This is a genomic window from Paenibacillus sp. FSL F4-0125, assembly GCF_038008565.1.
In the GTDB taxonomy this organism is placed as follows: Bacteria; Bacillota; Bacilli; order Paenibacillales; family Paenibacillaceae; genus Paenibacillus_AQ.
This window is the reverse complement of record NZ_JBBOZJ010000001.1, coordinates 6,583,107-6,608,996: the sequence shown is the minus strand read 5'-3', so window position 1 is coordinate 6,608,996 and position 25,890 is coordinate 6,583,107. Positions and strand designations below refer to the sequence as shown.

General features: G+C 45.1%; 29 protein-coding genes and 1 pseudogene. 25 read left to right on the top strand and 5 right to left on the bottom strand.

Annotated features, from left to right (window positions below):
- Positions 1 to 158: 158 nt before the first annotated feature.
- Both NST74_RS29510 and NST74_RS29505 read left to right on the top strand, forming a co-directional pair.
- Positions 159 to 542 carry a hypothetical protein gene (locus NST74_RS29510; protein ID WP_341115770.1) on the top strand — a complete coding sequence of 128 codons (384 nt, stop codon included), beginning with the start codon at positions 159 to 161 and terminating at the stop codon, positions 540 to 542.
- Positions 542 to 802 carry a hypothetical protein gene (locus NST74_RS29505; RefSeq protein ID WP_341115769.1) on the top strand — a complete coding sequence of 87 codons (261 nt, stop codon included), beginning with the start codon at positions 542 to 544 and terminating at the stop codon, positions 800 to 802. Before NST74_RS29510 ends, NST74_RS29505 begins: the two co-directional genes overlap by 1 nt.
- 13 nt (positions 803 to 815) lie before the next feature.
- Here NST74_RS29505 and NST74_RS29500 read toward each other — a convergent pair whose 3' ends face one another.
- Both NST74_RS29500 and NST74_RS29495 read right to left on the bottom strand, forming a co-directional pair.
- Entirely contained in the window at positions 816 to 1,196 is a 381-nt protein-coding gene (locus NST74_RS29500; protein WP_341115768.1) for a hypothetical protein, read from the bottom strand.
- Positions 1,175 to 1,513, bottom strand: coding sequence for a helix-turn-helix domain-containing protein (locus NST74_RS29495; RefSeq protein ID WP_341115767.1), 339 nt, complete (start codon positions 1,511 to 1,513; stop codon positions 1,175 to 1,177). Before NST74_RS29495 ends, NST74_RS29500 begins: the two co-directional genes overlap by 22 nt.
- Positions 1,514 to 1,730: 217 nt before the next feature.
- Between NST74_RS29495 and NST74_RS29490 the strand changes: the two genes are divergently transcribed.
- From NST74_RS29490 to NST74_RS29420, 15 genes are all read left to right on the top strand, one after another.
- Positions 1,731 to 3,128, top strand: a complete 1,398-nt coding sequence (locus tag NST74_RS29490; RefSeq protein ID WP_341115766.1) for a stalk domain-containing protein — start codon at positions 1,731 to 1,733, stop codon at positions 3,126 to 3,128.
- Between the two features lie 85 nt (positions 3,129 to 3,213).
- Positions 3,214 to 3,654 (top strand): hypothetical protein, encoded by a 441-nt coding sequence (locus NST74_RS29485; RefSeq protein ID WP_094869766.1) that lies wholly within the window; start codon positions 3,214 to 3,216, stop codon positions 3,652 to 3,654.
- A gap of 221 nt (positions 3,655 to 3,875) precedes the next feature.
- Positions 3,876 to 4,406, top strand: coding sequence for a hypothetical protein (locus NST74_RS29480; protein ID WP_042131679.1), 531 nt, complete (start codon positions 3,876 to 3,878; stop codon positions 4,404 to 4,406).
- Between the two features lie 275 nt (positions 4,407 to 4,681).
- Positions 4,682 to 5,170, top strand: coding sequence for a hypothetical protein (locus tag NST74_RS29475; protein ID WP_094869767.1), 489 nt, complete (start codon positions 4,682 to 4,684; stop codon positions 5,168 to 5,170).
- A gap of 94 nt (positions 5,171 to 5,264) precedes the next feature.
- The gene (locus tag NST74_RS29470) at positions 5,265 to 5,540 is read left to right on the top strand and encodes a hypothetical protein (RefSeq protein ID WP_341115765.1); all 276 of its coding nucleotides are present in this window, start codon (positions 5,265 to 5,267) and stop codon (positions 5,538 to 5,540) included.
- A gap of 100 nt (positions 5,541 to 5,640) precedes the next feature.
- Positions 5,641 to 5,976, top strand: coding sequence for a hypothetical protein (locus NST74_RS29465; RefSeq protein WP_341115764.1), 336 nt, complete (start codon positions 5,641 to 5,643; stop codon positions 5,974 to 5,976).
- On the top strand, positions 5,969 to 6,556 hold the full coding sequence (locus tag NST74_RS29460) for a bifunctional DNA primase/polymerase (protein WP_341115763.1): 588 nt from the start codon (positions 5,969 to 5,971) through the stop codon (positions 6,554 to 6,556). The genes NST74_RS29465 and NST74_RS29460 overlap by 8 nt, the downstream gene beginning before the upstream one ends.
- Positions 6,557 to 6,879: 323 nt before the next feature.
- The gene (locus NST74_RS29455; RefSeq protein WP_341115762.1) at positions 6,880 to 8,826 is read left to right on the top strand and encodes a hypothetical protein; all 1,947 of its coding nucleotides are present in this window, start codon (positions 6,880 to 6,882) and stop codon (positions 8,824 to 8,826) included.
- Positions 8,827 to 9,175: 349 nt separating this feature from the next.
- Entirely contained in the window at positions 9,176 to 9,589 is a 414-nt protein-coding gene (locus NST74_RS29450; RefSeq protein ID WP_341115761.1) for a hypothetical protein, read from the top strand.
- Entirely contained in the window at positions 9,586 to 10,053 is a 468-nt protein-coding gene (locus tag NST74_RS29445; protein WP_341115760.1) for a JAB domain-containing protein, read from the top strand. Before NST74_RS29450 ends, NST74_RS29445 begins: the two co-directional genes overlap by 4 nt.
- Complete coding sequence (locus tag NST74_RS29440) at positions 10,054 to 10,374, top strand: DUF960 domain-containing protein (RefSeq protein WP_341115759.1); 321 nt, start codon at positions 10,054 to 10,056, stop codon at positions 10,372 to 10,374.
- 166 nt (positions 10,375 to 10,540) lie between these two features.
- A complete protein-coding gene (locus NST74_RS29435) occupies positions 10,541 to 10,762 on the top strand; it encodes a hypothetical protein (RefSeq protein WP_094869774.1) in 222 nt (73 codons plus the stop codon).
- 18 nt (positions 10,763 to 10,780) lie between these two features.
- Positions 10,781 to 12,355, top strand: coding sequence for a recombinase family protein (locus tag NST74_RS29430; RefSeq protein WP_341115758.1), 1,575 nt, complete (start codon positions 10,781 to 10,783; stop codon positions 12,353 to 12,355).
- 40 nt (positions 12,356 to 12,395) lie between these two features.
- Positions 12,396 to 14,063: a recombinase family protein gene (locus NST74_RS29425; protein WP_341115757.1), complete on the top strand. Its 1,668-nt coding sequence runs from the start codon at positions 12,396 to 12,398 to the stop codon at positions 14,061 to 14,063.
- A gap of 234 nt (positions 14,064 to 14,297) precedes the next feature.
- Positions 14,298 to 15,329 (top strand): hypothetical protein, encoded by a 1,032-nt coding sequence (locus NST74_RS29420; RefSeq protein WP_341115756.1) that lies wholly within the window; start codon positions 14,298 to 14,300, stop codon positions 15,327 to 15,329.
- Positions 15,330 to 15,427: 98 nt separating this feature from the next.
- Here the strand turns inward: NST74_RS29420 and NST74_RS29415 are convergent, their stop codons facing one another.
- A complete protein-coding gene (locus NST74_RS29415; RefSeq protein WP_341115755.1) occupies positions 15,428 to 16,237 on the bottom strand; it encodes an NADH-quinone oxidoreductase subunit J in 810 nt (269 codons plus the stop codon).
- A 547-nt stretch (positions 16,238 to 16,784) separates the two neighbouring features.
- Here NST74_RS29415 and NST74_RS29410 point away from each other — a divergent pair.
- The 4 genes from NST74_RS29410 (at position 16,785) to NST74_RS29395 (ending at position 19,513) form a co-directional block, all read left to right on the top strand.
- On the top strand, positions 16,785 to 17,366 hold the full coding sequence (locus tag NST74_RS29410; protein WP_341115754.1) for a hypothetical protein: 582 nt from the start codon (positions 16,785 to 16,787) through the stop codon (positions 17,364 to 17,366).
- A 143-nt stretch (positions 17,367 to 17,509) separates the two neighbouring features.
- Positions 17,510 to 18,049, top strand: coding sequence for a hypothetical protein (locus NST74_RS29405; RefSeq protein WP_341115753.1), 540 nt, complete (start codon positions 17,510 to 17,512; stop codon positions 18,047 to 18,049).
- 494 nt (positions 18,050 to 18,543) lie between these two features.
- The gene (locus NST74_RS29400) at positions 18,544 to 19,164 is read left to right on the top strand and encodes a TetR/AcrR family transcriptional regulator (RefSeq protein ID WP_341115752.1); all 621 of its coding nucleotides are present in this window, start codon (positions 18,544 to 18,546) and stop codon (positions 19,162 to 19,164) included.
- A gap of 4 nt (positions 19,165 to 19,168) precedes the next feature.
- Positions 19,169 to 19,513, top strand: coding sequence for a DUF4260 domain-containing protein (locus NST74_RS29395; protein WP_341115751.1), 345 nt, complete (start codon positions 19,169 to 19,171; stop codon positions 19,511 to 19,513).
- A 548-nt stretch (positions 19,514 to 20,061) separates the two neighbouring features.
- On the opposite strand, the gene NST74_RS29390 is transcribed toward NST74_RS29395, so the two are convergent.
- Positions 20,062 to 20,511, bottom strand: coding sequence for a MarR family winged helix-turn-helix transcriptional regulator (locus NST74_RS29390; RefSeq protein ID WP_094876562.1), 450 nt, complete (start codon positions 20,509 to 20,511; stop codon positions 20,062 to 20,064).
- A 149-nt stretch (positions 20,512 to 20,660) separates the two neighbouring features.
- On the opposite strand from NST74_RS29390, the gene NST74_RS29385 reads away from it, so the two are divergent.
- Together NST74_RS29385 and NST74_RS29380 are read left to right on the top strand one after the other, a co-directional pair.
- On the top strand, positions 20,661 to 21,413 hold the full coding sequence (locus NST74_RS29385; protein WP_341115750.1) for an SDR family oxidoreductase: 753 nt from the start codon (positions 20,661 to 20,663) through the stop codon (positions 21,411 to 21,413).
- A gap of 93 nt (positions 21,414 to 21,506) precedes the next feature.
- A complete protein-coding gene (locus tag NST74_RS29380; protein ID WP_341115749.1) occupies positions 21,507 to 22,478 on the top strand; it encodes an aldo/keto reductase in 972 nt (323 codons plus the stop codon).
- 227 nt (positions 22,479 to 22,705) lie between these two features.
- Here the strand turns inward: NST74_RS29380 and NST74_RS29375 are convergent, their stop codons facing one another.
- The gene (locus NST74_RS29375) at positions 22,706 to 23,635 is read right to left on the bottom strand and encodes an alpha/beta fold hydrolase (RefSeq protein ID WP_341115748.1); all 930 of its coding nucleotides are present in this window, start codon (positions 23,633 to 23,635) and stop codon (positions 22,706 to 22,708) included.
- Positions 23,636 to 23,795: 160 nt separating this feature from the next.
- Here NST74_RS29375 and NST74_RS29370 point away from each other — a divergent pair, with 160 nt between their 5' ends.
- Positions 23,796 to 24,269 (top strand): MarR family winged helix-turn-helix transcriptional regulator, encoded by a 474-nt coding sequence (locus NST74_RS29370; RefSeq protein ID WP_341115747.1) that lies wholly within the window; start codon positions 23,796 to 23,798, stop codon positions 24,267 to 24,269.
- 1,258 nt (positions 24,270 to 25,527) lie between these two features.
- Positions 25,528 to 25,689: pseudogene (locus NST74_RS29365) on the top strand (esterase); the annotation flags it as partial.
- Positions 25,690 to 25,890 lie beyond the last annotated feature (201 nt).

Sequence of the window (25,890 nt, the reverse complement as noted above, 5' to 3'; positions counted from 1 at the left end):
AATAAACATATATCATATAAATGATTACATGTGATATCAATAAACACATAGAAAGGAGATAACGTTATTATCTTGTGCATAACTCCACCCCTAATTCTTGATTAGGGGTGTTTGGTATTTCATTTTTCCGAAAATTAATAATAAAACGGAGGCAAACCATGGAAAAGAAACATCAGCAAAGGGTAATTAATTTCCTCAAAACAACTTTTGATCCTGACGGTACTATTCACTTTTTGGCAGTAGCTGCAATGGAACAGGAAAGAATAGAACATTCTCAATCTACCATCATCAAATTAAGGGTAGCCTTAACCTACGAAGAAGATCAATCCATTAACCCATACTTTGACGGAACCGATATGTATGTCTTATTGACCCCGACCGAAGTTCAATTTACCCGAGAGGAAGAGTGGGCAGATGGTCCTCCAATAATGGAGGGGAGCCCAATTGAACTAGCGCTAGGCTGGGTCTCTCAATTAAATGTACCGTTCTATGTTTCTACGGAAGCACATGAAGCAGCACAAACGGAAGGGGGTGAAATCTAATGCAGAAAAGTACGAATTACGAATCACTCGTAGAGAGTGAGGATATGCTGGTTAACCGTATCGAGACCTGCTCAGAGACCATAGACGCTGTGCTACAGATGCTCTTCAAAAAGGACGGGCCGATTCATCTCCCGACCGTACGAGAGATCGTTGCAGCGATGCACGAGGTTCAGGTCAAGTTGGAACGTGAACTGCTACTTGTTCGAATAGAAAAAAGACTCGCAGCCCGATACATGGACAGCAAGCCTATAGTCGACTAAATGACGGAATATTCTATTCCTCTGGAAAAACAGCAATGCCCTTTATCTCTAAAAACTCCATCTCTGCCTCCAGTATTTCCTCCACTTCTTTCTGAGTTAAAGCAATGTCTGGCTGTTTTAAAATATGAACTATGAGCTCATCATTATCGATATGAACTTCGCCATTCTCATCTTCTTCTTTGTTGTTAATGTACTCGTCTGAGTAACCAATAACAGTTTCAATCAAGTCAGCATCATGACCCGTTTTTTGAGACACGAAGCTGTTCAATTCATTAATATCAATATAAGGCTTTTCACTGTGCATATCGTTTTCAGTTGTCATTAATATCATCTCCTGTTGTCTTAGTATACCGAGGAACCCAATGTCTAACTCTAATTCTTTGATTTCTCCCAATCAAAAACGGTTTGTAGCACCCTCAAGGCCATTACCTGGTCTTGCGCAGAACGCTCCGACAGCATCTCTACAATCTGTCCCAAAGTATCCTTACGATCCATCGGATCAAGGAATCGAAAGAACTCTTCTAACGACACACCTAACCCACCAACAACCTTCTGCAATGTCTCGATCGTCAGGTTCTTCTCCCCGCGCTCCACCTGACCCACATAATTCGTATGTAAACCGGATAACTCTGCTAACTGCTCTTGGGATAATCCTTTATCCTTGCGCAACCGACGTATCCTATCTCCGACTCTCTTCACCACATCAGACACCGCTACCACCTCAAGAAAAGCTTACCTGAGGGGCTACTTTGATTTAACACACTATAAATGGTATTTGACTAAACATAAACATCCGTAGATAATAAAGTTGGTATAAATTACATCTTTTAGTGTGGGTACAATGCCTTAACTATATTTTAAAGTATTACCGAATCATGTTTTATATTATTTTATACTACTTTATCAGACCTAACGGAGGAATCTATCAATGCAAATGAAAAACCGAATCATCACTACGCTTACCGTCGCTACCTTACTACTCACACAAGCTGGGACTGCTCTTGCAGACAGCACGATTAACGTGTATCTGAAAGGAAAACTACAAACCTTCGAACAATCGGCAATCATCAAGGACGGATCAACATTGGTTCCCATGCGGGCCATTTTCGAGGCACTAGGTGCAACGGTCAAGTGGGATGGCAAGCAGCAAATCATCGACGCTACAAAAGGTGACAAGGTCATCCGCTTGCAGATTGGTTGGAAAGGCGCTTGGATCGGGGAAACCAAAGTGACATTGGACGCTGCTCCACAAATCATAAATGGCAGTACAATGGTACCGCTACGCTTCATCGGTGAAGCTCTTGGTGAGAAGGTCGAATGGGATAGCACTTCTCGCTCCGTCCTCATTTCAACTGACAAATCCCAGCTTCCGAAAGCGGATAGCGGGGTGTATAGAGGCTATGCCACTGTCATGCGGGAAGCGATAAAGAGCGAAACGTCGACAGGTGTCAAGATGCCAGACGCTACCTATAAGATTCTAGAGAGTAACAGTGACGCGTTCTTCGCGACTAATCGGGACAAGTTCTCTCTCTACGACAAAGCTAAACAGGTAAGTTCAGCTAATATGTCAAAGAATCCAGCTCAGTACAGCTCTACAATTGCTGAGGTTAATCGAATCCGAATTTTTGATGTCCAGGAACTGACTGCTAAAAGTGGGCAAACCACCACTATGGCCTATGGAGAGAGTGAAAGCGGTGGCCTGTTCTTCCAGATTTTCTACGCCGGTTCTAAGAAGCTGGCGAAAGAAGATGTTATCGAAATGGTGGGAATTTCTGCAGGCAAGTCTCAAATCAGTGTGATCAATCGTCAAGGCAACCAGTACGATGCTCCCGTAACAGTTTTCGTAGCCGGTAATATCTTTACTGCTTTAGAAGAGTATCAGTTGCAGGCAGAACGCGGCAAAGGTGAGACCATCGAGTTTGACGATGAGGCACAGGCGCGTCTGAATAAAGGAACAGTGAAGAGCTACACAGGCGAGATGGGTCTCGTGCAGGCGGCTGAGGACGGAGTGCTTAGCGAAGTACAGCGTCTAGTCGGAACAAACCATGTCGATGCTAACGCTCTACCCGACAATCGGACTCCGCTGATGGCAGCAGCACTTAAAGGCAACGACGAAATCGTCACTTATCTGCTGTCCCTGGGAGCCGACCCGAACCTAGGCTATTCCTTTACGTCACCGCTAAGCTCCGCAGCATACAGCGGGAAAGCTTCAACCGTGAAGCTACTGCTTCAAGCAGGTGCAGTCCCAAATGACTTTGCTCTAAGTACGGCAAGGGATAATGGATATGCTGACATCCTGACGCTTCTGGAAGCTGCTACGAAGTAACGAACCTTTAATCAAAATCCCCATGTTGCTTCTAAAGGACATGGGGAATCATTTAATAATAGGTAGTAGAATGGAGGCGTATCACTTGGCAATTCTTTTTTTTGACATGCTGAGAAACAAGATAGACACGACAAAAGCGGAAGCAGCGGTGAGAAGAGCAGAGAAACAAGACAACAAGCGATTCCGGCAAGCACAGACGTTCTCAGATCGACAAATCACGATTAGCACTAAGGCAGAACTGGAGGATGCCGTAAGTAAGAGATACGGTAACATCATCGTCGTGGGCGAGCTGGCAGAAAACGTGGGCAGAGCCTACAAGGTTAAGGACAAGCTGGGGTTGCTGGAGAAGACACCTACCGTTCAGCCGCAAGTAGGTTTCCTAGGTATCACGGAAACGGTCATCATCACAGCTATTGTAGCGCTGACGGTTGTTCTTGTTGTGGCAATGTTAAAGAATTACAGCATAGATACAGACATCGAAATGAGCGATGCAAACCCCAAAATCAAATTAAGGCTGAACAAGTAAAGCCTTTTTCAGAAAACCCCGAATTCTTTAGGTCGGGGTTTTCTTCCCTCAGATAACAATTTTAATATGTATATATACTTGTGCATCCTTTGAGAAATAACCGTATTCTACGGGGTATTTTTGGATAAGAACTTTATTGGATAAGACGCTTCGGCTTGTTGTCCCAACCCTTACATAAAGCTATAATCGGGTTATCAACAAGAGCATTGGAGGCTTTATATATGACTAAAAAAGAAGAGACTAAAGTGGAACGATTCAATCTGCCATGGGTAGTAAAACAAGTCGAGGGCTTCGAGGAAAAAACAGTACGCAGCCTATTCAGTAAGATTCTCAATCTACTCGGTGAACAAGAGGAAAACCTAAGAGACAGCCGAGGACAGGTATGGTTTGATAAGGAATTGGCTGATTTCATAGTCTGGACGATTCGCCATATCGATAGTCCGTTCTTACAAAAGACGCTCAAACAGTCTGGTAACATTACGGTAGAGGAATCGCTCCAATTTCAAGAGGAGCTTCTTTCCTACATCGATACAATTGAAGAGCCTGCGAAGTCAAAGTTCAAAGCTATTGCCAATGAGCTTGCCTTGGAGCAATCCCAAGCGCTGTTCGAGAAGACGCTGGAGAATGTAAAGGAGTTGGTAGACTTATACCAACAAATCCCTGCCAAAGACCGAATCGAACTACTCGAAAGGCTCAACCCCGCTATGGGACAATGGAAGGAAGAGCTAAAGAAACGAATTGATAACCAATAGAGTTTGCAAGAAGCTAAAGCCGCTGCGAATATGCACGGCTTTTTTTCGTTGTCAAGGAAAACGTACAGCAGTTCTTTGGTTCGTGCGCTTCCTGTTTCGGATGTTACTCTAGTTCTCGAAAGACCCACTCAATACAAAACTTGAAACGAAATCTTAAGATTTTGTCAAGGAAAAGTTTTAAGACCGGGTTGGGACGCGAAAGTAGGTAGAACTAGATACACTTGTAAGTGTTAGAAGCAGTAACAACAAACTTTCACTCCGGGAGGAAACACGAAATGACAAACCATGCAGAAGAAACAGTAACGGTACAGTTTGAAACAGAAGAACTTAATACGGAAGAAGTGGCGAGTGTAGGGCAGGAAATAGAATCCTTCGAGGATCTCGACTTTAAGCCCCTAGCTGCAACCCATGAAAGTAAAGGAAACGGTAGGCCAGGTGTTTGCTCTCTCGTGAATGCAGATGGAAATAGCAAGCGGTTCACGATTTCGGCCAAAGTCATGGAACAGATTGGGTTCCCTGAACAAATTCAGATCGGTGTAAACGAGAAAGGATTTGCTGTCGGCGCAAAGCTACCAAATAACGAGACCTGCTTTACGCTGAAACAGTCGGGAACCAAAGCGGTTGTTTATTCTTCCGAGCTGGTCAAAGAATTGACGTCGCTGTTCGACCTCGATTTCAGCGAGAGAACAAGCATCACGTTCTACGAAGTCACTTACCTTAACTATAAGGACGCGGTAATAGCCGTATTCCCACTCGAAAAGTAGGACATATAAGTCCTAAATCAATTTTGCTCTTTGACAATTTCATAGCAACAAACGAAAAGTGCCTACCAAATTTATGATAGAGGAGAATGAGCTCATGCTACAGCAGATTACACCAAAAGCTTCTTTGCAGCAAGTCATGTTGAACTTTGGAAATCACAAGAAGGTTGAGCGTGCCATCAATTCCCTTCTGAAAAACCAGAACAGCGAGATATCTTTCTATAATCTGAATCTTGACCTAGTAAAAGGGGGAGAACAGATTTTCGTCTGTACGTGCTTCTCCCTTAAACTGTCGTGGAAACAATATTATCAGTTATTGGACTTCTATGGCGGCAGTTTTGGAGATGTGTTCGGTGAGGATATCACGGCGTAGAACCCAACCACGATTGTCTGAGGTTGTTTAAGAAGTACGCGAGCCTACAGAGTTTCGGAAACTTCGACGAACTGAAAGGTCATTTCGAACGCAGCTCCAGATGGACAAACACGGTTCTGCGGCTTGCTGGGATAGAGAAGGCGTTGTTTACCTTCCACTTTTTGCAGATTTCAGAGGAAACATTACAGTTGACCCAACCGAATCAATCGAGCTGACACTGCATGGTTGGTTCCCAACAAATAAGATCAAACATCAGGTAAAGGTGCGTGAGAACATGCGTCATTTCTATATAGAAAACGACTGCGCGAATGAGAGGCAGAATTTTTATAAGTATGAGATTCAGAAAAAAATCTATGTAAAACGGTACGACTTGATGTGTTTTGCCGAAGAGCTAACTACTTCTCAGTTTGACGGGGTAGGTGATAAGGATGTCTAATCATCTTCCCTATAAGAACGTGGCCGAAGCAATGAAGGCCTTCGCCGCGCTAGGTTGGGCCATCATACCGCTATGTTCACACGATCACAGCGGTATGAGCGAACAACACCGGAATAATTGTACAAGACCTGGAAAGATGCCTCTCTTAAAAGACTGGACGAATGCTTCTATTCCAAAGCCCGATACAATCGACGAATGGGCGCGGCAATGGCCTTCCATGAATGTTGGATTAGTACTCGGCACTCGAACAGGTGTCGTCGCCATCGACGTGGACGGGGAGTACGGAGAAGAACTGTTACAGCAATGGAGTAATGGTGATCTCCCCGATACACTTGAGTTTACCACCCCAGGGGGCGGTAGGCGGCTCATGTACGCTGCTCCCATTGGAGTCCGATCAGTCAAGTATGCTGAGAGCCATCCGGAGAATCCACATGAAGAATGTGCGCTGCTCTGCGACGGTCAACAGACAGTTCTCCCGCCATCCAAGCACGCAAATGGCGGCATCTATGAATGGAAGGAAGGGAAAAGCCCATGGGAATTCAGTTACCAAACGCCCCTAGATGGATGGTTCAACGAATAACTCCTCCAAAAAGGGGACAGAGAACCCGTCCAACTGAGAGAGGGTCGTTCGAGGGCCTTAAAAAGTCTTGTCTCCGCTTTACCGATGATTGGGAAAGGCAGCAACAGCATGGGCTTGATGAAGAAACTTGGTTTCGTTGGAGCGCGGTATTTACTAATACGGGATTGCTGGATAAAGCGTTAGAGTTCTCGCGAGCTTCCCACAAGCACTCCCAGCAAAGCGAACGAAGAATACAAGAGATGACTAAGTCAGATCGTGGCCCTACCCGCTGTGAGACTATGGGATGTAGCGATGATCAGATGCACCAATGCTTTGGTGATCAAGTGAGTAAGAATGAGGCAGGGGAAATCACCAACTCCCCAGCCGCATTTCTAACGGGCACAAAATCAAAAGCGCCAGCCGCGTTACCCGACCACATAAAGGAAAAGGAAGCGCTTCTGCCAAGTCGGTACTCATTGGAAGGTAAGAACCTTTGTGTTGTCCAAACGGATAAGGAAGGCAACCGCAATGACATTCCACTGGCTAACTTTTTTGCCTGGATAAACAAAACCGTCGTCAAGGATGATGGATCAGAACAACAGCGATTCTACGAACTGGAGGGAGTTCTCATGAATAATAGAAAACGACTACATCCCATACACGTTGCATCGGGTGATTTCGACAGCATGAAGTGGTTGGAGCAATGGGGACCAGAGCCTAACATTCAACCTGGGAACAAGGTCAGGGACACGGTCCGCCACGCGATCCAGACGACAGCGTCAGGGGCAACCACAGAGCGTGTTTTTGCCCATCTTGGCTGGGTAGAGGTGGATGGGGTCCCAAGGTACCTTCATGCTGCTGGGGCTGTAGGAGCAAAGGACGTTAAGGTAGAGATCGACCCGAGGTTGGGAAACTACAGGTTGCCTACCTCATCAGGTGATCGAAAAGAGGCCATGAAAGCAAGCCTAATGTTACTGGACATCGCTCCCCATCGGGTTACGCTGCCACTGTTGGGACTTACGTTTCTCTCCCCTCTGTGTGAATGGCTGAGAACAGTACATCTGGAGCCAAAGTTCCTTATGTGGCTTCACGGCTATACGGGAACTCGTAAGACGACGCTTGCTAAGTTGTTCCTTTGCCATTTTGGTGACTTGTTAGAGCGTCCTCCGGCCAGCTTTAAGGATACGGCAAACTCGGTTGAAAAACGGGGGTTCGATGTGAAAGACTCACTACTTCTGATCGATGATTACCATCCGGCCAGTGCGCTGAAGGAAGCGAAAGGCATGTCGCAACTAGCTGAGCAAATCCTTAGGGCTTACGGTGACAGGGTTGGACGAGGGCGCATGAGACAGGACACTAGCCTGCGGCCTGATTACCCCCCTCGCGGCATGGCAATTGTGACAGCGGAGGATGTTCTCGACCGTGGCTCAAGCGTTGCTAGGTTGTTCCCCGTCGAGCTCAGACAAGGTGATGTTGATCTCCATAAATTGACTACTGCCCAGCAGCAAGCTCAGATGTTAAGTCAAGCAATGGTCGGTTACTTGGAATGGCTAGGACAGGCCATGTCAGAAAGTGACGACAGGCTGACGGAAATCTTCTACGAAAGAAGAAATGAAGCTTCCCAACTACATGTACACGGCAGGCTGGTAGAGGCTGCGGCTTGGCTGTACCTTGGTCTCCAACTTGGCTTAGACTACGCTGAAAGTGTTGGGGCGATCGAACGCGAACGTAAAGACGAGCTTCTTCACGAGGCCTGGGAAGGATTCGCCAGTACGGCGAGTGAGCAGGGAGAGCAGGTGGCAGAGGTTAAGGCAACGACACGCTTTGTGAGCATTGTCAGCGAACTTCTTGCTAATCGGACGATCTACACGGAAGCCGCCAAACCGCTTTCTGAAGGGGACATTCCCAAAAGCGGTACTCATGTTGGCTGGCACGATAGCAGCTATTACTACTTCCTGCCCGATGTTCTCTACAATGCAGTGAGTCGCTTCCTTTCGGCACAAGGAACTCATTTTCCGATTTCCAGTCAAACCTTGTGGAAACAGTTGGCCGAAGAGGGCATCACGCTCACGGAGACTTCGAAGGAAAACGGCAAAGAGCGTCGGCACAACCTCGTCAAGAAGACTGTAGGAGGTCAGCGTTCCCGCAAGCTCTGCGTAAAAGCTGAACTTTTGCGGGGAAAGGATGACGAAGAAGTACAACCCCGAGTTAGGCCCGAGCCAAGCCGATCGGAACCTGGAGGGGACCTGCCTGATGTGTTCGCCCCCGAAAACGGGGGCATTGCCCCCTGAAAGCCGAAGAGAGGGGGCGCTGGGAATTCCAAGCGGGACAAGGACTGCGGTGATTGGAGCCCCCATTGCCCCTATAAAAAAACATAACTAAACATAAAAAATAAAAAATGTCCCCCCCTGCCAATAAAAAAAATGTCTCTCTCCCACGTCAGGTTAGGGGGGAACGGGGGCAGGTGCCAACGGAACCATGAGCCACAAAGGTTTTTGACTCGGCCCAACTGGGGCGAGTCCTAAACTCGGGGGCAACGTGTGGGTGCATCGAAGAACGGAACAAAGGTTACCTGTAAATATATATTATTTCCTTAGAATGCTGTATTTACTAGAGAAAATTCTAAGGGAGATGAGCTATTTGTTTAACATTACAAATCAAGAATCCATTTTGAGTTACTCCAAGAAAGGTACGCTGCCTCAAGTTGGTCTGACGTACCTTGTAAGTGAGCTTGAGGAATTAAAAGCTTCCTTCCATCATGAAGGTGAAGATCAATTTTCACTTGTGGATCATGGCTACTACATGTTGGTTGTACAATCGGAAGATACCTGCGTCCTACCAAATGGCAACGAAATTGTGAAGCTACTGGATACTGAACCTGAGTACGTGGAATTGGTAGAGCTACCTGATGGAGTTTGTATGTACCGAGCCTGCCTGATGCCCGACAACGAGTGCTTTCTGCTGATATACGCGCTCAGGGGCGCTTTAAGGCCAGAATTGGAACAGTGGTTTGCGGAGCAATCTGGATGCCTGGCTAAGGAGGACTTCGAATGATTAACTCTAAGCCTAAACCAGCTAAGCGTATTGAGGTTGTTTCTCTACGAGTGGTACGAGAAAAAACATCACTGCTCTATCCCAATCGTGTGATTCGTTCACCTCATGATGCGGTTGACTTGTTCCGCCAATTCATCGGTGATTATGATCGGGAATCGTTTTGTATCCTTTGCCTCAACACAAAAAATGAGCCAACCGCTATGCATCAAGTATCCTGCGGGTCGCTTAATGCCTCAATTGTTCATCCTAGGGAGACGTTTAAACTTGCTATCCTGGCCAACTCAGCTTCCATCATAGCCTGCCATAATCATCCGTCAGGCCAGCCAGATCCCAGCCCTGAGGACGTTGAGATTACAGAGCGACTGCGGGATAGCGGATGCTTACTTGGCATTGATCTACTCGACCATCTTATTCTTGGAGAAGGCATCCAATATACAAGCATGAAGGAAAGGGGACTGATGTAGGTGTCTTATACATTTGACTCCCAGCGGTACGTAACGCGAGGTATAAATAATAAGCTCAACCCTGAACTGCAAATGCTTCTATGGGCGCTACTGGATGAACAAATCCAAAGCAACGTACCGATGGACTACCTTCAAATATTTGATTTGACTACTGAGAACGAGGGAAGTCATAAGGTTCAAAAGATCATCCACTCTCAAGAGCAACCGGAACGTACAAAGACCTATAGTTATCCTGGTATTTATAAGCCTCTGCATGGTATTACCGTGTGGATAATTGATAGCGGGGAGTACGTGACGATGCTTTTGCCATCAGAATATTGAGAGGGTGGAACAGATGAATCCAAGGGTTATTAATCTCATTATCGTAGCGCTTCAAATAACAATCGAAATCATTAAAAGCAGCAGAAATCATAAATAGAGTAAACAAGTCTGCTTATAAAGGCGGTAGGCTCTTGTTTCGATGACATACTTCAAAGGGGGAGCTGCTATGAGAGACGGCTTTAATGTACAGTACGAATTTGAATCCGCTATTGATTTGCTCTCGGATATGGTTATCAACTACATTTCCATGCAAGAGAAAAGGGCATCATACCGTGCAGAAGTTATGCTCTGGCTGGAGCCAGTTGAATTGCTGGAAATGGAAGAACTCGCTAACCATGAACTGACCTCACAACTTCTTGGGACAGCAGACTACCAAATGGTCGCCTGAGAATAGGAGGTCAACCTAATGGTATCAACAGTAGCCCTCTACATTCGGGTCTCCACAGATGAGCAGGTGGATGGTTACAGCATAGATGGTCAGATGGATATGCTTAAGGCATTCTGCAGACGGCACAATCTAACTCTATATAAAGCATATATAGATGCAGGAAAATCAGCAAAGTCGATTCAGGGCAGACCCCTTTTGCAGCAGTTACTTGTGGATGCACAGCAGGGATGTTTTCAAAACGTCTTAGTCTGGAAGCTAAATCGGCTTTCACGCAACCATAGTGACTTGCTGCATATGGTGAAAATTCTTAATAAGAGCAATGTCGGAATAAAGAGCGTGACAGAAGATATTAATACCGATACGACGATGGGCAGCTTTGTTGTACAGGTGCTGAGTGCTATTGCTGAGTTAGAACGGGAACAGATTTGTGACAATGTCCGTTTAGCTGTGCAAGAGCGCAATCGGCAGGGGTGCTGGAATAGCGGGAATATGGTGCTCGGTTACCGGTGGCATAAGAATCCTGACCCTGGACAGCAACAGCTTGAAGTTGTGGAACCTGAGGCTGAGCTAGTCCGAACTATTTTTACCATGTATGCAGATGGATTAGGGTACAAGGCAATCACCAAACGACTAAATGCTGCAGGCTATTTGACCAAGAAAGGTCTGGCTTTTGGAATCGCAGGGGTGAGAGGCATCCTGAATAATCCTAACTACATAGGAAAAATACGCATTGGTACAAGCCAGCGTCATACAGGTATTGAGGTACAACTGATAAAGGGTGAACAAGAAGCAATCATTACTTTGGAATTATGGGAACAAGTCCAAGCCAAGCTACGCAGTCGATCGAACCCGCCATCGAAGACGATCAAACGGCATTTTCCATTGTCAGGATTGCTCAAATGTCCTGAGTGCGGGTGCAGCATGGTTGCAGCACACACGAAGAGCTATAACAAAAACGGGACGATTCGGAAGAACTACTACTATGTATGCTCACTCTATAGGAGTAAGGGCTCCGTTGCATGCAGCTTAAACGCGATTCGTGCAGATGATATGGATCGTTGGTTCTCTCAACAAATTCAGGAGCTTGTGACTAAACCTCCTTTACTGAATCAAATCATCGCGACGGTGAACGATAAGCGGGATCTACGCCGTAAACCTCTTGAGGATGAAAAGAGAGGTCTGATTAAGGAGTTGGCTGCATTTGATCAGCGGCAGCAGAGATGCTTTGAGTTATTTGAAGAGGAGCATATTCCTCAGGAGGTCCTAGTCACGCGGCTTAAGGAACTCGAAGAGCAGAAGGTTGCTAAGCAAGAGGCCCTGCGAGGTGTTGAAGAAAAACTAGCTAATCAACAGATACAATTGGTAGATAGCAATAAGATTCTTACCGCATTGAAGAATTTGTGGGCTATGGTCCAAACCTCCCCGCATGAACAGCAAAAGAAGTTGTTTAAGAGCTTATTTGATAAAATTACGCTTCCCCCTAACAGGGATATATCAAAAGCTGTCTTACATGGCAGTGCATCGTTAAATCAAATACTATTTACAAATAACATGGAGGAATTACAATGCAAAATCAACAGCAAATCTGTTTAAATCAAGGCCGATTCATACTAGAACAAGGGCGGGCACTCTTATGTTAATGACCTCGGATAAGGTGCGTCGTGTTGCTATATACGTTCGTGTAAGCACGGAGGAGCAAGCTGAGCATGGTTATTCCATTGATGCACAACTTAAAACGCTGACAGACTACTCTAAGCTCTATAACTATGAAATCTACCGCGAGTACGTGGATAGAGGTATCAGTGGTAAGAGCATGGATAACCGCTTTGAGCTGCAGCAGATGCTTCAGGATGCAAAAAATAATTTATTCGATACCGTCTTGGTGTGGAAGTTTAATAGATTGGCGAGAAATGCAGAGCATCTTTCACAAATCGTCAATATACTGAATAAAAATAACGTCGCTTTTATGTCCATGACTGAACAGTTTGACACCTCAACGTCACATGGAAAATTCATGTTGCATATCATGGGAGCTGTTGGACAGCTTGAACGTGATACCATAGTTGATAATGTTAAGATGGGTCACAAACAACGTGCTAGGACAGGGAAGCACAACGGTAAGCTACCACTAGGGTATCGAAGTGTAGAGGACATCGTGAATGGCGTTCGGAGTCGGGAATCAAAAGTTGAGATTGTTCCTGAGGAAGAAGTGATTATACTCAAGATATTTGAACGATTCGCTACCGGACGAGGGTTTAAGTCGATTGCTAACGAACTTAACCATGAAGGTTATGTTACCCGATCGGGGGGAGCATTCTCCATCAGTGGTGTGAAGGAGATTCTGGACAATCCATTCTTTGTAGGAAAGATACGTTATGGAAGGTATGAGAACTGGAGTGAGAAAAGGCGTAAGGGCCTGAACACCGAGCCGATTATTGTCGATGGAAATCATCCTGCTATCGTTTCGGAAGAACTATGGAACAAAGTGCAGTATCTACGCAAGAAAAAATCAGTGGTCTCCCTGAAGCGGTTCGATGGCGAGTTCCTGCTAACCTGGCTCATCCTTTGTCCAAAGTGCGGAGCACCAATGGTAGCTAATCGGACTCAGAATCGTAAGAAGGACGGCAGTAAGGTCATGCGTTTATACTACTCTTGCAGCAACTTCCGTAACAAGGGGAGCAAGGTATGCAGCGCCAACAGCATTCGGAAGCTGGAGGCAGAGAATTATGTAATCGAACGGCTTAAAGAAGTATTAGCAAAGCCTCAGATTCTCAAGGCTATCGTGAAAAACATCAATGAAAGGAAAACGAAGCGTGTCAAACCCCTCCAGCAGGAACTTGAGCACATTCTGGTTAAGATAACAGAGCTGGAGGGGAAGCGGCGAAAGTATTTTGACATGTACGAAATGAACGGTTTAGATAAGACGATGTTCTCCAAGCGGCTTGATGACATTGGTGAAGAACTGGAACGATTACATGTCAAAAAGACGGAGCTGGCTGCTGAAATGAAAGACGATCATGCGGAGCCTGTGTCCTACGAAGTTGTCCGCGCTCTTCTGAACAAGTTCGATAAGCTGCTGGACTCGTCATCCTTTGACCAAAGAAAGACCTTAATGCATTTGGTCATCAAGCAAATTACAATCAAGGATTCAAAAACCATCGACCAGATCGATATGAACTTCGATGAGAATACGGTACACCATTTTTTAAACGCTGACCCTTCTGCGACCCATGCAGAAGGGTCTTTTGCTGTCCAGATGAAGCGAGAGATCCAGGGGAGAAGCATTTCTATTGCTATTTGACTGTCCGGGTGACCGCAATCCACTGTCTGCCTAGAAATGCGTCAGTTGGTTCAAAAGTTCTTTTTAAGCTGCTGCGGTCACTTCTTACAACACTGACACTAAATGCAGGTCAAAAGAGGGAGCGGGCAGCGAATGCAATTCAGTGGGTGGTAGGGGGTGTTTAGAGGACATAACGGATGACATTCCAAAAGGCTTGTGGGAAACTGAATCTAAGAGAATATGGAGGGATGGTAAATGCTTGAATTGACGAAGAAGGAAATTGAGTCAATAGCCAAAACCATTTCAGAACATTTTGTAGAATACACATCCAAGTACGAGTTAACGAAATATCCAGAAGAGCCGTATTTAAAATGGAAGGAAGATTTTTCTGACCCTAAGAACGTTGAACATGATGAAATAAGTCAGGCATTCGAGTGGAAATACGGCCATTGGGGGAAGCCAAATTACGTCCCCGCCCATAAAGTCATAATTGCCAAGTTACAAAAGTATTGGCCTGAGTTTGCTGAAACAGGCAAGCTGGAGCTTGACGACATTTTTGCTTTCTGGGAAGAGAAACTGGCAGGACATCAATCCTTCATTACAATAGCATTCTTGTCACACCTAATATGCTCAAAGAAAGTGGAGATCATAGATCAGCACAATTTTCGAGCGATGAACTATTTAATGTCCACTGTAAGGCCAGATTGGGTGTGGAAGAGAAAGCCTGTAGGTCAAGAGGACATTACGGATTTTTCTATGTTCTTACGCTCTGTGCTCCCTGCAGTCAAAGAGGCGAAGGGGAATAAGCGTGAGCTGGATAAGTTCCTCATGATGTTTGGGAAGCATAAGGTGAAGGGCATTCCAGTGTCCCGTTCTAAAGTGGCTCCCGCAGTTTCCAAAAAGTATGACTGGAGCTCATTCTCATCAGAGGCTTTCGATATAGGGAAAATTACATTGCGATCGAATGCCGATCTGCTCTTTGCTCTACTACTCCAATCATTGGATGCCGATGGAGCTGGTGATGGGGTCAAATATACAATAGAAGAAATCCAGAAAAGAATACCGATGCAGAAGACAGGAATTGCGGTTAGCTCCAGCTACAACTACGCGCTGGTTGCTCTATTCGGTAATCAGAGGGGAAGGGACTACTTTCAGTTTGATAATGCTAACTTGGGCGTGTACTTCACAGAGCAGGCTAACGATCCATCCAGGGATAATACTTGCTGGAAGAAATACCTCGATGAGAAGGTCAGCATCAATCCGAAGTACGTGAAAATGGGTGGATAGAAAGCAGTCGGTAGCTCCGAGCCATTTTCCATCCTAAAAAAGCGTCAGTAGCGACAGTTGTGACAATGGCAGGTAGTCTCTACTGGCGCAGAGAGAGATTATTTTTTCTCTATCAGATTAATATAATGGGATTCAACAGAGGGTATAGTTTGTTCTACTCCTGTCCAAGCTTTGTAGCTTTGATAACCTAGAACAGTACCAAAAATCTCAATTTCATCTCCATTAAGGAGCTTGCCTGAGTCGTCTTTACGAGTAACAAAAATGGTTATTGGCTCTTTAAAAGTTCCAAGTTCCAATTCTTCATATAGATTGACTCTAAGCTGATTCTCTTCCTTACCAATTACTTGAACTATTGTTCCTTTAAGTTGAACCTGCTTACCCTTATAGGAATCACCTGCTGACCTGGCCAAATCTCTTGGATTTGGCTGGGTTGAATGTGCTTTATATTCTGGTAGCGTTGGAATTGAGTCTACGTTTGCAACAGCTGCCAAGGAGGAAGGCTGGGGCTGGGTATTACTGAACATTGAGGAACCAAATATTATCAGAGCTATAAAGGTCAACGTTGAAAGTAAAAACTGTTTTTTTAATCTGCGTACGTGTTTGATAAAGAGAGCAATGACTAGACAAATAAAAACCGTAACGAGTCCACTCAGCCCAAAGATAATCATAACACTATAAAATCCGTTACCAATCGATTCCGTAGCCGCAAGGGTTATAAGAGCTATAAGTAAGAATAATCCGGAAAGTGAGACTAGAACTATCATGAGCCATTTTGGAATTGAAGTTGCCTGTTCTTTTGAGGCGACAGCAGGATAATTCGTACTGAGCAACCAGTTTCCGCAAGCTTTACAGTAGTTTCTATGTTCCTCGTTTATTTCTTTACACGTTGGGCATATGAAAGAAGGCATTTCGACACCTCGCTAGTTTTTACATGATGGGATTACATTCGACGAGGCAACAGATAGTTCCTTCTCTTATATTTGGAATGAAACCTGTTTGTAGTTGAGGGGATAATCATTTACCCCTCTGTATAGTGATAAAAAAGTAGATATTTATGGAACCTTTGTAGGATTTTCATTTGTTTCATCGAATTATGTTAGTTAATGAATCGATATACATAACATAGAGGGGAGTTATAGTATTAAAAGAAAAAAGTTCCAATTATTCGGGAATTAGAAGTGAGATCGATCTGTGCCAAATGCAAATAAACCTTTTGAAGAAAATAGCTGAAGGCTTCTTTAGTTACATTCTCCTGTGTTAATCATTAAGTTTTTCTAAGTTACTCATCATATTTATGCCAAACTTAGGTTGAACTCTCTGACCGTTAAATGAAAAATATTTGGCACGGTGATGTGGAAGCTAAGGAAATGGGTGTAGTGGTATGTGCCACTTCATGGTAGTAAAAGGACATAGGGTTGAGAATTAAAGAAAAATAAAATAGTAGGTGGATCAAATATGCAACAGGACATCAAATTGATAAAAGATTACATGAATCGCGCAGCTCAGAATGCCTTATATAACAAACCAGAAGGATTCACAGAAGCAGAAAAGAGTTTGGGTTTTTCATCTTTTATATATTGGTATTTAAAAGGCATGTTGTATAAAGGTGTGGGTGACCAGCAGCAATTTTCTGAGCACTTCTTCGAATTCCCTAATGAAACGGCAAAAGTTTCAGCTAAATTTTATGTCTTTAACATTTTGTGTATTCCTGAGATAGAATATGATGTCCACCGCAGAGTTCCACAATTTATCTCCCAGAAAGAGAAGCAGCTTTGTAATTCCAATGATCCTTTTTCACATGAATGGATGATATCTGTAAGCCGGTCAATGGTTATGTTGACAAGGGAAATGGCATACCTATTGACTGGATTCGATGGAGAAAAGATTGAAAGATTACCAGATAATAATGTTTTATTTGAATCAGGTAGAAGTTGGATTGAAGAGATATTTGGTAGTAAAGTGAGTCATAGTTTACTTGGGCAAGATGTCCTGGACCATTTCTGTCGAGAAACAAGCATGAAGATGATGAGAAGATAACAATCTAATTTTACTTGATTTTATAAAAAGGATGTTTTTTATAGAACTGATGTTAGAGGCTAGAATTAAATTAAAAGATGGTTTTGAACTCTATAGTCTACTTTATATTCTAAATATTCTAAAAATAAAAGGAGTTATGAAGCATGCCAACATTATTGGCTCTTTCTGAAAAGTATGGTGCTCGCGATCAGATAAGTTATGGACGTCATTTGGTTACGGGTAAAAATCTAGCTGATATGATGAATAATGATTATAAGTGGGAAGATAACAAAGCAACAGGTCAAGTCACGTGCAAAGCAATAGTTGGCGTAATCTCAGAACCATTTACTCATTTATTATCTAGAGTTGCGGTAGAGGAAACTAAAAATATTGCACATAACGATGGCACAAAGGAGTTCTTGCTTCAACTCATTTGTACCGATGAGGCAATGTTTAATAGAGGTATTGTAAATGAGTCGACCATGTTCTTATATAACATTAGCAGTGGATTTGGCGGTGTGAAATGTTTTATGAGATACCTCTATCACGAAGATGGGCAAGAAATACCGATCTATTTTATTGATTTTTATGATAATAGCCCTATCACTATAGCCCCACTGAGTTTTGGCGACAATATAGAGGGAAAAGCAAAATACTTCTATGACAAGGCTAAACATATTTATTCGCAGCTTTACAAGAACTAAACTCAAACTTGATATAGAAGTTTGCTGACCCTCCTGTATCTCTTGCACGAGGGTCTTTCTTTATTTGTTCAAATAAGAAAAGGTTGTACTAATACCTACTAAAGTCAAGGTTATTTCAAAATCGACATGATGGAGTGTAGAGTCAGATTTTAGCCGTTATAGCGTGTAAGGTGAACCGTATCATAAGTAGGGCGAAATATTTGACCGTACAACGTTTAATACTAACCTGAGCCTAGAAAACCATCCAATAAGGCAATATGGTTATCCGGGTCATTAGGTCCACCGTACGAAATGCCAGAAATGGCTAAAGTAGGAGATGTATCTTGACGTTGTGCGGATTATTAACAAGCGCTGCCAGAAGCCGCATCGCCAGGGTGGCTCTTAAATTTAGTTTGCCTGAATAAACAAAGACCATTGACTGTTCGAACAAACAGGGTTATGATGAATTCATAAAAACTGACTGTTCAAACAAACAGTATAGGAGTGAGCGAGCAATGACTAAAACACAACCGCCCAACCAGGACGAACGAAGAAGCGCCATCATGCAAGCGGCATTCACGTCATTCGGGCAGGTGGGCTACACGAAAGCGACCATGAAGGACATTGCGGCCAAGGCGGGTGTGGCTCAAGGGCTGATCGGGTACCATTTCAGAACGAAAGAAACGCTGCTGGTCGAAGTGGTCAGGGAGTGGATGATCAACAAAGGAATGAAGGCGGCCTTTGCGAAGCTGGATCTGTACGTATCTCCTGCGGAGATTCTTCAGCAGGGGTTGCTCCATGTGGTTGAATTTCGAAAAGAAAACCCGGAGTGGTTCACTTTATTGATCAGCCTTTGGACGGAGAGCGTGAATAACGAAAAGCTCGCCAAAGAGTTGCTGGAACTGTACAAGGAAATGAAGTCGGGCATTATGGAGATCATCGATCGCATGGAGCTGCAGCTGGACAGGAGTGAAAAGGAGACCTTAGCGTCACTGATTCAGGCCGTAATCGACGGATTGACGCTTCAAGCTCCTGTACCGCTGTCTCCAGAGCCGATCTCCCTCGAGCAGGTGTCGCGGGGAATCGGATGGATGCTTGACGGAATACGATCTGCAGCCCAGGGAAAAGGAGAATAAAACCATGAATAAGAAATTGATTAGAATCGAAGGCTTGACCGTTCTGGCTCTAGGTACTTATTTATACTTTTCCAACGGGTACAACTGGGTGATCTTCCTGCTGCTGCTGCTGCCAGACGTGTTCATGATCGGATATGCGGTCAGCAAAAAGACGGGAGCATATCTTTATAATTTTGCCCATACGTTCGTTACGCCTTTGCTGTTGTTACTGGCGGGACTGGCTTTCTCGGTTGACTCCCTCATTATGATCGGCTTCATCTGGATGGTTCATATCGGCATGGACCGAATGATGGGCTACGGGTTGAAATACGAAACGGATTTTAAAAACACGCATATCCAAAGACTATAACATTCGCATATCGAATGCCCTGCGTTTAGCCGCTGCCGTTAATGAACGGTTAGCCCCAATTATACAACGCTATCAATCGTCAGAATTATTTTTGCCGCTATTTGCTCGATTGTGGTTGTTGTTTCCGTTACAATTGCTGCCAAAACGGTTGCTGACAGTATCTTCATTGAGGTAGATAGCTAATATGTGAAGATGGAGCAAACTTGGAGTCGTGTAAGTCGTGGTTTTGAACAATCATGATTCTCCTCTTATGCGAGCAAAATGTAGGCGTTAACGAAGATAACAACTGAACAAATCTAGATTAATAAAGGGTCATTCCCACAAAGGATGGCCCTTTAACTTGCCCCTTCACCTAGCGGGGTGAACCGTATCATAAGTTGGACGAAAAGGGGGTGAGCTTCCCACGACTGGCGGAAAAGCCGAATTAAACGGGCTGCTGCGTGTTTCTTGGAGGAACAGATAAAGGGAAAGACCGATTCAGTCCCTTGTTGTTTTCGAATATACAGCATGGACAGTGCCCAGAGAAGCAATCAAGTTAACAAGGCTTACTAGAGGCTAGGGTCGCTTTTTGTTCTTTCCGCAAGCTTCGTAATCGATTCAATGTCTTGATCGGTTAATTGATCCAGAAAATACTTGCGTATTGCCATTGAGACGATGGGCAGGGCCTCATCCAAAGCTGCTTTTCCTGCAGAAGTAATGATGACCTGGACACCACGATCTGCGTCTAATGGCCCCCTTTTTACAAGGCCCCGTTTTTCCATCCGCGTCAAATGATGGGATAATCTGCTCTTATCCCAGTTCATCGAGTCGGCTAGTTCCTGTTGGCGAAGCTTGCCATCTCCGAATTGGATCAACCGATCTAGTATTCCAAAGTCTCCTTCTGATAGTCCTGTACGTTCAGAAAGCTCCTTAACAACGCGACCGAAGATTCGTTTAAAGGAGCCTTTCCACATATTCCATATTCGCATTTCATCTTCGTTTACTTTATTGATATCCATGCAAGTATAATATCATGGTTGACACATCAACCACAAGGTGTTAGCCTATATTCAAGTTGATGTGTCAACCTCGGAGAAAACTGTCGAGTACCAAGTTGATGTATTAACCTGTATCGAACAGTAAATCCCCACAAAAGGAGTTGTTTCTTATGCAGGATAAACCCGTGGCCTTGGTCACCGGAGCCAATAAAGGAATTGGTCTTCAAATCGCCAAAGATCTCACGGCTCACGGCTTCACTGTACTCGTCGGCTCCCGCAATCTCGAGAAAGGGGAGATGGCCGCGAAGAGTATCGGAGCGGATGCCCATGGCCTCCAACTCGACGTTACAAATCATGATTCTATCTCCGCCGCGGCAGAGCGCATCCGGAGTGAGCTCGGTCGTCTCGATGTGCTCGTGAACAATGCGGGCATATCGCACCAAGGTCAGCCGGGCAGGCCTCTTAAGGAGGTCGGGAAGTCGGGGCGCCCAAGCGTAGCCTCTCTAGAAGAGGTGCGAGCAGTGTTCGAGACGAACGTGTTCGGCGTCATCGCCGTCACGCAAGCGATGCTGCCGCTCCTTCGTGAAGCGCCGACAGCGCGTATCGTCAACGTATCAAGCGGTTCGGGCTCGCTGACGTTGAACGCGAATCCGACTAATTCACATCGCGAGATGTTCGGCGCCGTTTACAGCCCTTCGAAGACGGCTCTCAATGCGATTACGCTCGCCTTTGCCATTGAACTGGAGTCGACAGGCATTAAGGTCAATGCGGTATGCCCGGGCTTCACCGCGACGGATCTCAACAACTTTGAGGGCACGGGCACCGTCGAGCAAGCCGCGCGACATCCCGTGCGCCTTGCACTCCTCAACGAGGACGGTCCGACGGGCACATTCTCAAACGAAAGACGCCAACTCCCGTGGTGACGTAGTCTCGAGTGGCACTGGCTCACGGAGATATGTGTAGACAACCTGAAGGCGTGAATGCCTTCCCAATATCCTTAAGGAGTGTGCAATCAAATGGAATATGTAAAACTTGGACGCAGCGGGTTAGAGGTCTCAAAGTTAAGTCTTGGAACCATGAGCTTCGGAGTACCTGAACGCGGCAATACCCCATGGTCTCTGAATGAGGAGCAAAGCAGACCGATCATTAAGAAGGCACTCGAATCGGGCATCAACTTTTTCAGTACCGCCAACATGTATTCCGACGGAACAAGCGAAGAAATTCTCGGGCGTGCTTTAAAGGACTTTGCTCATCGTGACGAAGTCGTCATAGCAACAAAGGTATTTGTTCCGATGCGCAAAGGTCCGAATGCTGTGGGACTTTCCCGTAAAGCTATCATGACCGAAATTGATAACAGTCTAAGACGACTCGGAACAGACTATGTCGATTTGTACCAGATTCATCGGTGGGATCCTAATACGCCAATTGAGGAGACCATGGAGGCTCTTCACGATTTAGTTAAGGCGGGCAAGGTCAGATACATCGGAGCATCCTCCATGCTGGCATGGCAGTTTGCGAAAGCTCAGCATGTCGCAGAGCGCAACGGCTGGACACGGTTCGTTTCCATGGAGAATAGATTAAACCTGCTCTATCGGGAAGAAGAACGAGAAATGCTCCCCCTTTGCAGAGACGAGGGAGTTGGCGTCACTCCTTACCTGCCTTTGGCTGCAGGCCGGTTAACTCGGGATTGGAATGAGCAGACCGCGCGATCAGAGAAGGACCAGGTAGCAAAGGCTTTGTTTAATAAAACGGAAGAGGCTGATCGCAAAGTCGCGGAAAGAGTTGCGGAAATTGCCGCTAACCGGGGAATTTCGCGCGCACAAATTGCACTTGCATGGTTGCTGCAAAAGGAAGAGGTCACAGCGCCGATAATGGGTTCGACCAAAATCAGCCATCTGGAAGATGCGGTTTTGGCGTTGTCGGTTAAATTGACTTCTGAAGAAATTACCCGTTTAGAAGAACTGTATATTCCACATCCATTCGTATAAATTTGACGCAAGTAAGGCGTGCATCTGCTAATCATGCAAATCCTAATTCTTATATGTTCAATTCTATGGAAAGAACTCTTCATGCTATTATTCATGAAGAGTTCTTTTGCTTTTGTGGTGATACGGTGAACCGTATCACCAGCAGCAAGTTTATAAAAATAGCTCGCAGGAGCCTGTATTCACAGTATGTTGGACATAAGAGCGGCAGGAAAAAATACACAATTTTCTCAGATGATCCTGCTTGAGGAAATTTGTTTCTCCGATTCGAAAGGTGCAATATCTATGTTGTCGAAGAATTCGATAAGAGCATCCGCCACCTTCTCGGGTGCCTCCAGTGCTGCATAGTGGCCGACGCCATCAAGAGAAACCGACCGGACTTCGCCCGACGCTATCTGGCTCATTGTTGCGAGGGTGAACTCACCACCCCCGGCTCCGATTGCTAACACGGGTATGCTCAGTTTGTGGGCGGCGACGAGAGCAGTAACGTCTTCGCCCTCCTGAAGCATAGACTGGTAGAGGCCAATCGCTCCGCGCCAACCGTTGGGACGAGAGTAGGTGCGTACGAACTCGTCGATGTCGGCTTCGGTGATTGCTCCTGGTGTTGCGCTCATGGTTGGGAATACGAATTGTCCAAGGAACTCTCGTTCGCGGCCGGAGAGTAGCATCTCGGGAATGTTCGGAGCGGCAAGAACGCCAATGTACCAGGTACCCCCATGTGTGACGTCGGCCAGCATTTCTAAGCCGAATCCAGGCAGGCCCATCTCGATTGCGGTAAAGCTGAGCACGTCCTCCGGATAGGTAGCCGCGAGGCGTAGGACGGTTGCCCCGCTTATGTCCTGGCCTGTGATGTGAACTGGGCCAACATTGAGCTCTTTGATGAGAAGATGCAAGTCCTCGGCAGAGGTCTTGCTGTCGTAAGCACCGGGCCCATTGTCTGAGTCACCGAAACCACGGAGGTCCACGGCGAAGACACGGTGATTCTCGGCTAGAAGTGGAATTAGTTTTCGAAAAGTCCACCAAGTTTCAGGAAAGCCATGAACCAGTAGAATTGGCGTGCCAGTAGTCCCTGCTGATACATAGTGAAGCTTAGTGTTGTTAACATTTGCATAGTGATGCGAGATACCGGGCAGTGTAGCACCTATTTTATTTATAGTCATTCGTGAAATCCTCCTGCATTTTATTTGGACAACCAGGTTGTCTATATCCACAATAGACAACCTGGTTGTCTTTGTCAAGAAAGAGAAAAAAATTAAGTTAAGCGATTTGGAATATGGTGCTTTTGACGATTTTCGTTTGCTATGCTAGTATAATTTTACTATGTCTAATTCAGGTACTACTCTAACAATGCTTTTAATTGGCGGCTATCGTTCAATGGTGGAGGCCGCGCAAGCTGAGCTTGCTGCTCGCGGCTACGAGGATGTTCGTCCCGTTCACGACTTAGCGATTCGTGCCATTGCTTCAGGTGCCGACAGCGCTTCGGATCTAGGCCGGCGCTTAATGGTCTCAAAACAAGCAGCGGCGAAAACCATTGGGATACTTGAAAAGCGCGCATACATCGTTCGCGAAGCGGATCCAGTTGACGCTCGGCGCAAATGCCTTCGTGTTACCGCACACGGGTTCGACATGCTGCGAGTAGCTGAAGAGATTTTTGATGAGCTGCGGAATAAATGGGCTCGGCAGATTGGAAGAACCCAACTCGAGGAATTAGAGAAACACCTAGCGGAGTTGATTGGGACTGATCCCAATCGCCTCGATATCTCAGGGTGGCTTGCACGAGACCTAGACGAGTAGCTCTAGCGGTTTAAACTTTTGACTCATTTAACCGTTATTGCATGTAGGCTTATAATCAAGTACTGATTATTAGCTTGAGCTATCAACAGGCCTAGACTCATAAAATGGACCCCAAAAGCCGGTCAATGGCGGAGAAAAAGAGTCGATTGCTATTTGGCTTAATCTAGCTTGAGAAGAAGTTAAAATTCAGAATAAAGGCCTATCAAATACAGATTATAGCAAAGAAGTACTTATGAAATCCTTAGACAGATTTAAACTCATTGCTTTAAATTCTGATTATGAAAGCTCATTAAAAGTACTAGAAAATTATTAAATCGTCTTGGTATTTATCTAGTGTTCATTGATGCAATTGATAAGATTTATTTATCGACAAATCTGACTACAATAATTTCGTTGATACTAATAAATTCAACGAACAAAGTGTATATGTTTTTGCGCAAGTTCAAAATGTTCTTCCGGGTATCGTTGTAGCAAGATTGCAACACGATGGCTATATTGGGTATGAAAAGCTAAATTTTTAAAAGAATTAAGAGTGGACATTGGATATTAAATCCTACTAGCTCACAGTAAATTAGAACTTTAAAAGTACATTCTTATTACTTTATTTGGGAATAAGTATGTACTATTTTGTGTTTGCAGAATGGCTTTCCTACATACCACTCATAAGATAGCTTAATGAAGGGGCTAAAAATTCGCTCTATAGATGTTATGGTGAACTGTATCATAAGTAAGGTGAAGGGAGCTGCTGTTGGAAAACGTAAAACTTTAAGATCAAGTCCACGGATGAAGTCACTATCATCGGTTCAAATGGCACCGGGAAAATGACTTTGCTTCGGGACATCTTCCAATAAACCATCAGGAATTGATCGAAGTTGATACGATGCGAAAGTGGCTTACTTATCTCAGCTTCAAGGCGAAACGCTGCAAGATTCGAATAGGATCCTGCATGAATTCATCGACGTCGGATTGCAGCTGTCTGCGCTCTAGCATGCGCCACAGCCCGAACTTCTACCCACTGTTCCGGAAATGCCAGGTAAGTCACCCCGATCATGCTCCTCTTCAAATCGTCTACAGCGTGTCTCGCGTCTATTATGTTAAAGTAGAATCCTTTCTCTTCCCACCAAAGCATTTTCGCTCGACTCAGACCACCACTTCTGGAGGGCAATCAAGGGCTTTCCATCCTGCTCAACGCTCAGCATCTTTATTGACTGGGTGTTCGAGGTATTACGCTCAGCCCCTATTTTGACTAGCTTCACGGGCCTATGGGAATAAGCTTCGGGAGGCTGGTGTGGAGGTCACAACCGTGCGTTATCAAGGAATCATTCATGATTTCGTCATGTTGAATGCTTTGGCGGATACGTTGGCCGCACGAGGTGCGACTGCATTAGCCAGCGCTTGGCTGAAAGATGGATTTCAATAATGGATCAGGGAGAGAAGGATGTTCTCTGCTATCTGAGATGATTAACCCAACATAGAATGCCAAAAACCGGGATGCCTTTTCTGGCGAATCCGGGTTTTTGAGTTGCTTAAATTGTCACTTAATTCATCCTATAATAGAGAATTTCTATTCGAAGAAACCACTCCATGTACGGAGAGGCTTTACCATGATAAAGACCAGTCA